Source organism: Streptococcus oralis, assembly GCF_001075875.1.
Classification (GTDB): Bacteria; Bacillota; Bacilli; order Lactobacillales; family Streptococcaceae; genus Streptococcus; species Streptococcus oralis_I.
The window spans coordinates 1-8,452 of sequence record NZ_JUOS01000113.1 but is presented as its reverse complement, the minus strand read 5'-3'; the positions used below and the strand labels follow the sequence as shown (position 1 = coordinate 8,452).

Genomic DNA, 8,452 nt, shown 5'->3' with positions numbered 1-8,452 from the left:
CTCCAATGTTCAACAAAAACTATTATATCATGAAAATTTACAAAAAACAAGCTTTATTTTGCTAAATTATAGTTTTCAATCAAAATTTCCACAGCTTTTTCAAGTTTTTTATAAAAACTATCGACATTTCCATTCTTTATGATTGCGAATTGATTATCTAGTTCAGCAATTTCACCGATAATCTTTTTCCCAATGGTTAATGTGTAGCCTTCAAACTTTTCCTGACCAACTAAAACAGTTGCGTCTGTTAATTGAATTTCAATTTTTTTATCTTTTTTACTCATACCATACCTCTTTTCACTCTTCCTATTGTACAAGAAATTTAAAAAACTGGCAAGAAAAAACTCTTTATAAGGGCAGCCTTGATAAAGAGTTTTTGTGAGAGAATCTATTTTTTTAATCTAGGGAAGACTCATTGTTAGTGGGTTGTCCCACCCACTAATTTTATGTCCTTATCTTTATAATCTACGATAGCACCAATCGCAGCTTCGATACCTCTGACGATATCAGTTAAATTCATAGATGCTGTATTAGGCTTATTTACCACTTGTTCTGTCATATAAGGAATATGCATAAAACCTGCTCTCATATTGGGAAACTTTTTATCCGCTAAATAGAGAGCCTGATACATCAAATGATTGCAAACAAAGGTTCCTGCTGTATTGGAAACTGTAGCTGGTAGCCCTTCCTCTTTTATGGCTTGTACCATTGCTTTGATCGGTAGTGTGCTAAAATAGGCTGCTTGACCCTCCTGGCGTATAGGAGTGTCAATCGGCTGATTTCCTTGGTTATCTGGAATTCTAGCATCATCTTGGTTGATGGCAACTCGCTCAGGAGTTAGACTAGCTCTTCCTCCTGCCTGTCCGATGCAAAGCACAGCATCTGGATGGTATCGATTTATTTCTGCTTCTAAAACCTCTGCTGATTGATAAAAGACCGTTGGGATTGCTACCCAATGAACCTCTGCGCCATGAATCTCTGACGGTAATGATTTAACAGCTTCCAAGGCTGGATTGACCTTTTCACCACCGAAAGGATCAAAACCTGTTACTAATATTTTCATTTTATTTCCTTTACTAAAATGCCAAAAAGTACATCAAAAATACATGAATGATAATCATGACAATAGCTACTCCTACCTGCGCTTTGATAACCCCATTTGGATCTTTCATATCCAGGAGAGCTGCCGGTAGAGCATTAAAGTTAGCCGCCATTGGAGTCAATAAGGTTCCACAGCAACCTGCCGTCATTGCTAGAGCTGCAGCCACGATTGGATCAGCTCCCAAGGCAAATACAAAGGGAACACCAATTCCAGCAGTAATAACCGTGAAGGCAGCAAATGCATTCCCCATTATCATGGAGAATAGAACCATCCCAAGGACATAAGCCACTACACCCATAAAACGACTACCCGAAGGAACTAGACCGCTGATTAAATGCGAAATCAAGTCTCCAACGCCCGCAACGGTAAAAATTGCTCCCAAAGCCCCTAAAAGTTGAGGCACAATCCCACTAGTTGAGACTTGCTGAACCATGCGATTATTTTCTGCTAACAAGCTTTTAGGAGAACTCTTAGTAATCAATAAAAGAGAGATGGTTGCAAAAAATGCTGCAAGGCTGATAGCAATCTTACTAAAGTCAGGAATCATTTTTGCTAATACCAAAGCAATCAAAGCCATTAACATGACCGGAATAAAAATTTTATTCTTTAGTCGTTTAGCTTCAATGTTTGCCTTGACTTCATCCAGAAACGGTAAGGTTCCGATACGAACCTGTTTAAAGAGAGTTAGTAGTGCTAATAGCACTACGATAACTCCAATACAGATAGAAGGTAGATAAGAGCCACCGATAAAACTGATGCCCAATAAAGCCCAAAACCCAGCTGTTCCAAAGCGAACTGGGTTTGTTTTATCTTTATAGCTACAATAAGCCGTATGAAGGAATTGACAACCAATCACAATATAGGTCAACTCTAATAACTGACTTGCTAGATTGCTCATTCTTCTTTTCCTTTACTAAGCTTTTTCACTAGCAGTTTTCTATCAAACAGGTAATTGTAAATTCCTACCACAAGTAGGGCCACTCCTGCAACAATAAGCGAAGCCGAAGCGATGCCTGCATAATTACTTTCGTAACCTAATTGGTCCAGAGTGCCCCCCACCAAGAGGACACCACCTGCACCAACGAAAGTGTTCTGAGCAAAGAAATTTGCAAAATTATCATTTGCTGCTGCACGCGCTTTTAGCGCTTCGCTCTCCTGCTCCGTTAATTTTCTACCTAATTGAGACTCTGCTGCTGCTTGTCCCATGGGTTGAACCAAAGGTCTTACAAACTGCGGATGTCCTCCTAGACGGATGGCAAAGAAGCTATCGAGTTCCCGAAAAAAGAAATAGACTGTATAAAAACTTCCTACGGTTAGACCTTTAATCTTTTGAATCAAGTCAATCGAACGTTGCTTGAGGCCAAAAGTTTCAGATAAACCTACCAGTGGCAAGGTTACCATAAAAATCGTAAGAACTCGTTGATTACTAAATTCTTTTCCCAAAATTTCCAAGAATTCAACAAGAGAAACTCCAGAAACTAGAGCTGTAACTAAACTAGCTAAGACTACCGTTGCGATTGTATCTAACTTATAGATAAAACCAACCACAATGATAAGTATCCCTATTAGTTTAATCCATTCCATATAGGCCCCTTTATTCCAAAAGTACTAGTCTGTTTTATTTGACATGACTTTCTAGTTCTTTTTGGTATTTATTGTTTGACTCCAATTTTTCTTTTTGCCATTTTTCAAGAGCTGCTTGATATTCTTTAGCAGTTACAATCTCTTTTTGCAATTTCATTCCCTTGAAGATGTATGGATCACCCTTAATACCTACTTGTGAGTATGGTTTAGAGAATGGAACGACATTGCTGACAACTGGTGAACCACCTGATGAAGCTGTTGGCATCAAGAGAGAACTATCAGTAAGCCAAGCTTGAGCTTTAGCATATTTTTCATATCTCTTATCCAAGTCATTTTTCTCAGAAACTGCATCATCCAAGAGTTTCTTATATTCGTCCAAACCTAGTTGAGCTACTACTTCCTTATCTTTTCCTTTAGTAATACCAAGGTGTTTCATAGCGGAACCGGTCTTAGGATCCATGATATTGAGATAACTTGCTGGATCTTGGTAACTTGGAGCCCATCCAGTACTGTTCAAGTCATAGTCTTTTTGAGCAGGAACACGCGCTTGAGATGTAATGCTTTCCTTCTCGTTATCAGTCATCTGAAGGACATCGATCACGACATTTTCTGAACCAAGAGTTGACTCGATTGATTGTTTAAAGGAATTGCTTTGTTGAACGGCAATGGTATCTGTCTGTTCAACTGGGACATCCAAGTGAATTGGGAAGGTTACACCTTTTGCTTCCAACTCTTTCTTAGCTTTTTCAAATGAAGCTTTGGCTTTGTCAGGATTGTAGATGGTATCTTTTCCGTCGACGAGCTCAACACCTTTCCATTGGTCTCCATAGTTGACCAATTCTTTTTGAGCGATATCACCAAAGTTTTTACCACCAGATTGTACAAAGTTATCTGGTACTAAGCTGTTACGAATAATCTTGTCCGCACCATCTTCACCATTGAGCTGGGCAGCATAAGAATGACGGTTGAAGGCAAAGTTGATGGCTTGACGGAAGTCCTTGTTCAGCATTGCTTCTTTTGTAGAAGTTTTCTGTTCTTCACTTGTTTTCGCTGTCTTATTGAAAGATTGACGGTTTACGTTAAAGGTAAAGTAGTAACTAGTTGAATCCTGTGGACTATATGTAATTTTATCCCCGTATTGTTCCAAAGTAGAAGCAAAGTTTGAGCTACTTGGGAAGAGGCGAGCTGTTGTGTAAACACCTGAAGAGAAGCTACGGATCAAGGATTCTTGGTCTGATCCATCATAGTAAGTTAATTTAACTTTCTCGATTTTAACCTTCTCTTTATCCCAATAATTTGGGTTCTTTTCATATTCGATTAAAGATTTTGAAGTCAATGTCTTCAAAATATATGGACCGTTATAAAGAATACCAGCTGGACTGACCGTTCCATAATTTTTACCAGAAGCTTTGAGGAATTCTTCATTTACTGGCAACATAGTTGCTGAAGTTACTTTGGAATTCCAGAAAGTTTCAGGTGCGTTTAGAGTGTACTCAACAGTATAATCATCCACTGCCTTAACTCCAACTGTTGAGAAGTCGTTAGTCTCACCAGTCATATATTCATTCAAGCCCTTAATTGAGTTTTGAATAAGAGTGACACCGTCTGATTTGCCATCAGCTACGTGTTTCAACCCAGTAACAAAGTCATGCGCAGTTACTTCAGCGTATTCTTCACCTTCTGACGTGTACCATTTAACCCCTTTGCGAAGTTTATAAGTATAAGTCAAACCGTCTTGTGAGACACTCCAATCCTCAGCGAGGGAAGGAATCAAATTCCCATATTCATCGTTTTCCAACAAACCATCAACGACGTTACCGATGATATCAGTTGTTGAAGTACGAGTTGCGATACTGTAGTCCAAAGATGATGGGTCTACTCCATAGACATAAGAGAAAGTTGTAGGCGCATCTGCTTCCTTGTCAGCTTTACCACAAGCTACTAGAAGAACTGCTGTACTCAGGACCACTCCTGCTGTTAACATCCACTTTTTCGTTTTCATAAAGATCTCCTTTAATAATTTTTAATCTACTTTTACAATCCAACCTTCTGGTGCTTCAATGTCACCAAATTGAATACCTGTCAATTCATCGTATAGTTTACGAGTCACTGGACCAACCTCTGTTTCACTGTAGAAAACGTGGAAGTCATCACCATGTTGGATTCCTCCAATTGGTGAGATAACTGCCGCAGTACCGCAGGCACCTGCTTCTACAAATCGATCCAGACTATCAATTGGTACATCTCCTTCAACAGGCTTCAAGCCCAAACGATGCTCTGCCAAATAAAGTAATGAGTACTTGGTAATCGATGGCAAGATTGATGGACTCAGTGGGGTTACAAACTCATTATCAGCTGTAATTCCAAAGAAGTTTGCTGAACCAACTTCTTCAATCTTGGTGTGGGTTGATGGGTCTAGATAAATAACATCTGAAAAATGACGGGATTTAGCCATTTTTCCTGGCAAAAGACTAGCTGCATAGTTCCCACCAACCTTGGCAGCCCCTGTTCCATTTGGTGCAGCACGGTCATACTCGTCTTGAATCAAGAAGTTTGTTGGAACCAATCCACCTTTAAAATAATTTCCAACTGGCATAGCAAAGATGGTAAAAATATACTCCTCAGCTGGTTTTACCCCAATGATATCTCCAACACCAATCAAGAGCGGACGAAGGTAAAGAGTTCCACCAGTTCCATAAGGGGGTACGTATTCTTCATTTGCACGAACAACGACTTTACAAGCCTCTACAAACATTTCTGTTGGAACTTGTGGCATCAAGAGACGATCACAGGTACGTTGCAGACGTTTAGCATTTTCATCTGGACGGAAGAGTTGAATACTGCCATCCTTTGTACGATAGGCTTTCAATCCTTCAAATGCTTGCTGTCCATAGTGAAGGCTTGGAGATGATTCTGAAATATGCAAGGTTGCATCTTCTGTTAATTCTCCTTGAGACCATTGTCCATTTTTAAAATTAGCGATATAACGATAAGGTAGTTTCATATAGGAAAAACCGAGATTTTCCCAATCAATCGTAACTGTCATGACAATCTCCTTTATTCTAATCAAGCTCTTTGTTCTATTCTACACTATTCTCCTAAAAATTCAAGTATTATTTGTAATTTTCTGAAAATTTTACTTATAAAAAATCAGTCACTAAGACCGATTTTTAATTTTCTTTGTCTTCTTTAAAGATTTCTTTGAGGTAGGCATCAAAAACTTCCTCATCTGAAATAGTATCAGAGATGAAGCTTCCATTACTTGTACGCTCTGATAGATTCAAATCTTGTAGGACTGCTTCATAAATCGTTCCATTATTTGATTGGATGACAAGCGTTTGTTCTCCATCTTCTACTTCTGTACTAAAGAGATCTCCGATAAATCCTTGTTCAGAAACTGCACCAGCTAGGAAGACGCGATGGGGTTTACTCTTCAATTCTCTAAGAACTTGAAGACCACGATTAGCACGACTGGTTGCTGGAATTTCCTCGATTGAAACACGCTTAAGGCTTCCACGATGTGTCAAAAGATAGAAAGATGAAGTATTGCAGATAAAGGTTGACTGTATCACATCATCTGCTTTCAAGTTCATGGCTTTGACACCTGCTGCCTTGGCACCGATGACAGGCACTTCTTCGATGTTGAAGCGGAGGGCATAACCATTTCGACTGATCAACAGAACATCATCCAATTTAATCGGAGCTACTGCTACAATCTGGTCAGTATCATCTTTCAACTTAGCATACTTGACAGATTTAGAACGGTAGGTTCTCCATGGAGAGAATTCTTTGCGTTCTACACGTTTGATTTGGCCAAGTCGTGTTGCTGCAAAGTAGGTTGTCGCATCCTCAAACTGATCCACAACTTCAACATAGAGCACTTCTTCATTGGTTTCAAAGTTTGTAATCGTTTGACTCAAGTGTTCCCCGATATCCTTCCAACGAATATCTGACAACTCATGGATAGGTCGATAGATGACATTTCCAAGCGTTGTAAAAATTAAAAGGTGTTGAGTAGTTTTGACAGATTGAACGAATAGCAATCGGTCATCATCCCGTTTACCAATTTCTTCTAAGGTTGAAGCTGCAAAGGAACGAGGGCTAGTACGTTTGATATAACCTGCCTTCGTCACGCTAACGTAAGTATCTTCTTCAGCGATCAGACTAGCTGTATCAATCTCGATGACTTTTGCTGTATCTTCTAAAGTACTCAAACGTGGAGTCGCAAATTTCTTCTTGACCTCACGAAGCTCTTTTTTCATGAGATTGTACATAGTTCGTTCGTCACCGATGATAGCCGCAAGCATAGCAATCTTCTCACGAAGTTCTGCTTCTTCTTCTTGCAAGACAACCACGTCTGTATTAGTTAAACGATAAAGTTGCAAGGTAACGATAGCTTCAGCCTGTTCTTCTGTAAATTCATAGCTGACCTTGAGGTTTTCCTTTGCATCAGCCTTATTCTCAGAAGCACGGATAAGGGCAATGACTTCATCCAAAATCGAGATAACGCGAATCAAACCTTCCACGATATGGAGACGTTTTTCAGCCTTTTCCTTGTCAAAGCGAGAACGAGCCAAGATGACTTCACGACGGTGGGCGATATAGCTAGACAAAATCGGTACAATTCCAACCTGGCGAGGCGTAAAATTGTCAATCGCCACCATGTTGAAGTTGTAGTTGATTTGCAAGTCAGTGTATTTGAAAAGGTAGTTGAGAACAAGTTCCGTGTTCGCATCTTTTTTGAGTTCTATAGCGATGCGAAGACCATCACGGTCAGATTCATCACGAACCTCAGCGATACCTGCCACCTTGTTATTGACACGGACTTCATCGATTTTCTTGACCAAGTTAGCCTTATTGATTTCATAAGGAATCTCAGTGATAACGATTTGTTCCTTACCACCTTTAAGCTTCTCAATTTCAGTCTTGGAACGAACAACCACGCGCCCCTTACCAGTTTCATAGGCCTTTTTGATCTCGTCACGACCTTGGATGATTGCTCCTGTAGGAAAGTCTGGTCCAGGCAAGAATTCCATCAACTTATCAACCTTGGCAGTTGGGTGATCAATCATATAAACCGTAGCATCAATAACCTCTGCCAAATTATGCGGTGGAATATCTGTGGCATAACCAGCTGAAATACCTGTTGAACCATTGACTAAGAGGTTTGGAAAGGCTGCTGGCAAGACAGTTGGCTCCTTCTCGGTATCGTCAAAGTTCCAAGCAAAGGGAACTGTCTTTTTATCGATATCCTGAAGAAGGTAGCCTGCAATCTCTGACAAACGAGCTTCCGTATAACGCATAGCCGCAGGTGGATCTCCGTCCATTGAACCGTTGTTTCCGTGCATTTCAACTAGAATCTCACGGTTTTTCCAGTCCTGAGACATACGAACCATGGCATCATAGATAGAAGAGTCCCCGTGTGGGTGGAAATTCCCCATAATGTTACCGACAGACTTGGCCGACTTACGGTAGCTCTTATCAAAAGTATTGCCATCCTTATTCATCGAATAAAGAATACGGCGTTGAACCGGCTTCAATCCATCCCGAATGTCTGGCAAAGCCCGGTCTTGAATGATGTACTTGGAGTAGCGACCAAAGCGCTCTCCCATGATGTCCTCCAGGGACATATTTTGAATGTTACTCATATAAGATACAAAGGGACGTTTCGACCTGCCGAAAATTTCTGTAGAAAAAGAGAAAATCGATGCAGGGTTCGATGAACTCAAGATGATTTCTCTTTTTTCCTAAGTCTTAGTCCCGTGT

Annotated in this window: 7 protein-coding genes; all 7 read right to left on the bottom strand. The window is 40.1% G+C overall.

Annotation, left to right across the window (positions count from 1 at the left end; translation table 11 throughout):
• Positions 1-53: 53 nt before the first annotated feature.
• Positions 54-284 (bottom strand): DUF2969 domain-containing protein, encoded by a 231-nt coding sequence (locus ADM33_RS06495; RefSeq protein WP_000037109.1) that lies wholly within the window; start codon positions 282-284, stop codon positions 54-56.
• A 134-nt stretch (positions 285-418) separates the two neighbouring features.
• A complete protein-coding gene (gene pcp, locus ADM33_RS06490; protein ID WP_049503901.1) occupies positions 419-1,063 on the bottom strand; it encodes a pyroglutamyl-peptidase I in 645 nt (214 codons plus the stop codon).
• Positions 1,064-1,076: 13 nt separating this feature from the next.
• Positions 1,077-2,000 carry a DUF979 domain-containing protein gene (locus ADM33_RS06485; RefSeq protein ID WP_049503898.1) on the bottom strand — a complete coding sequence of 308 codons (924 nt, stop codon included), beginning with the start codon at positions 1,998-2,000 and terminating at the stop codon, positions 1,077-1,079.
• Positions 1,997-2,686 (bottom strand): DUF969 domain-containing protein, encoded by a 690-nt coding sequence (locus ADM33_RS06480; protein WP_049503896.1) that lies wholly within the window; start codon positions 2,684-2,686, stop codon positions 1,997-1,999. The genes ADM33_RS06485 and ADM33_RS06480 overlap by 4 nt, the downstream gene beginning before the upstream one ends.
• A gap of 34 nt (positions 2,687-2,720) precedes the next feature.
• A complete protein-coding gene (locus ADM33_RS06475) occupies positions 2,721-4,688 on the bottom strand; it encodes a peptide ABC transporter substrate-binding protein (RefSeq protein WP_049503894.1) in 1,968 nt (655 codons plus the stop codon).
• A gap of 21 nt (positions 4,689-4,709) precedes the next feature.
• A complete protein-coding gene (locus tag ADM33_RS06470) occupies positions 4,710-5,732 on the bottom strand; it encodes a branched-chain amino acid aminotransferase (protein ID WP_049503891.1) in 1,023 nt (340 codons plus the stop codon).
• A gap of 124 nt (positions 5,733-5,856) precedes the next feature.
• Positions 5,857-8,334, bottom strand: a complete 2,478-nt coding sequence (gene parC / locus ADM33_RS06465; RefSeq protein WP_080982702.1) for a DNA topoisomerase IV subunit A — start codon at positions 8,332-8,334, stop codon at positions 5,857-5,859.
• Positions 8,335-8,452 lie beyond the last annotated feature (118 nt).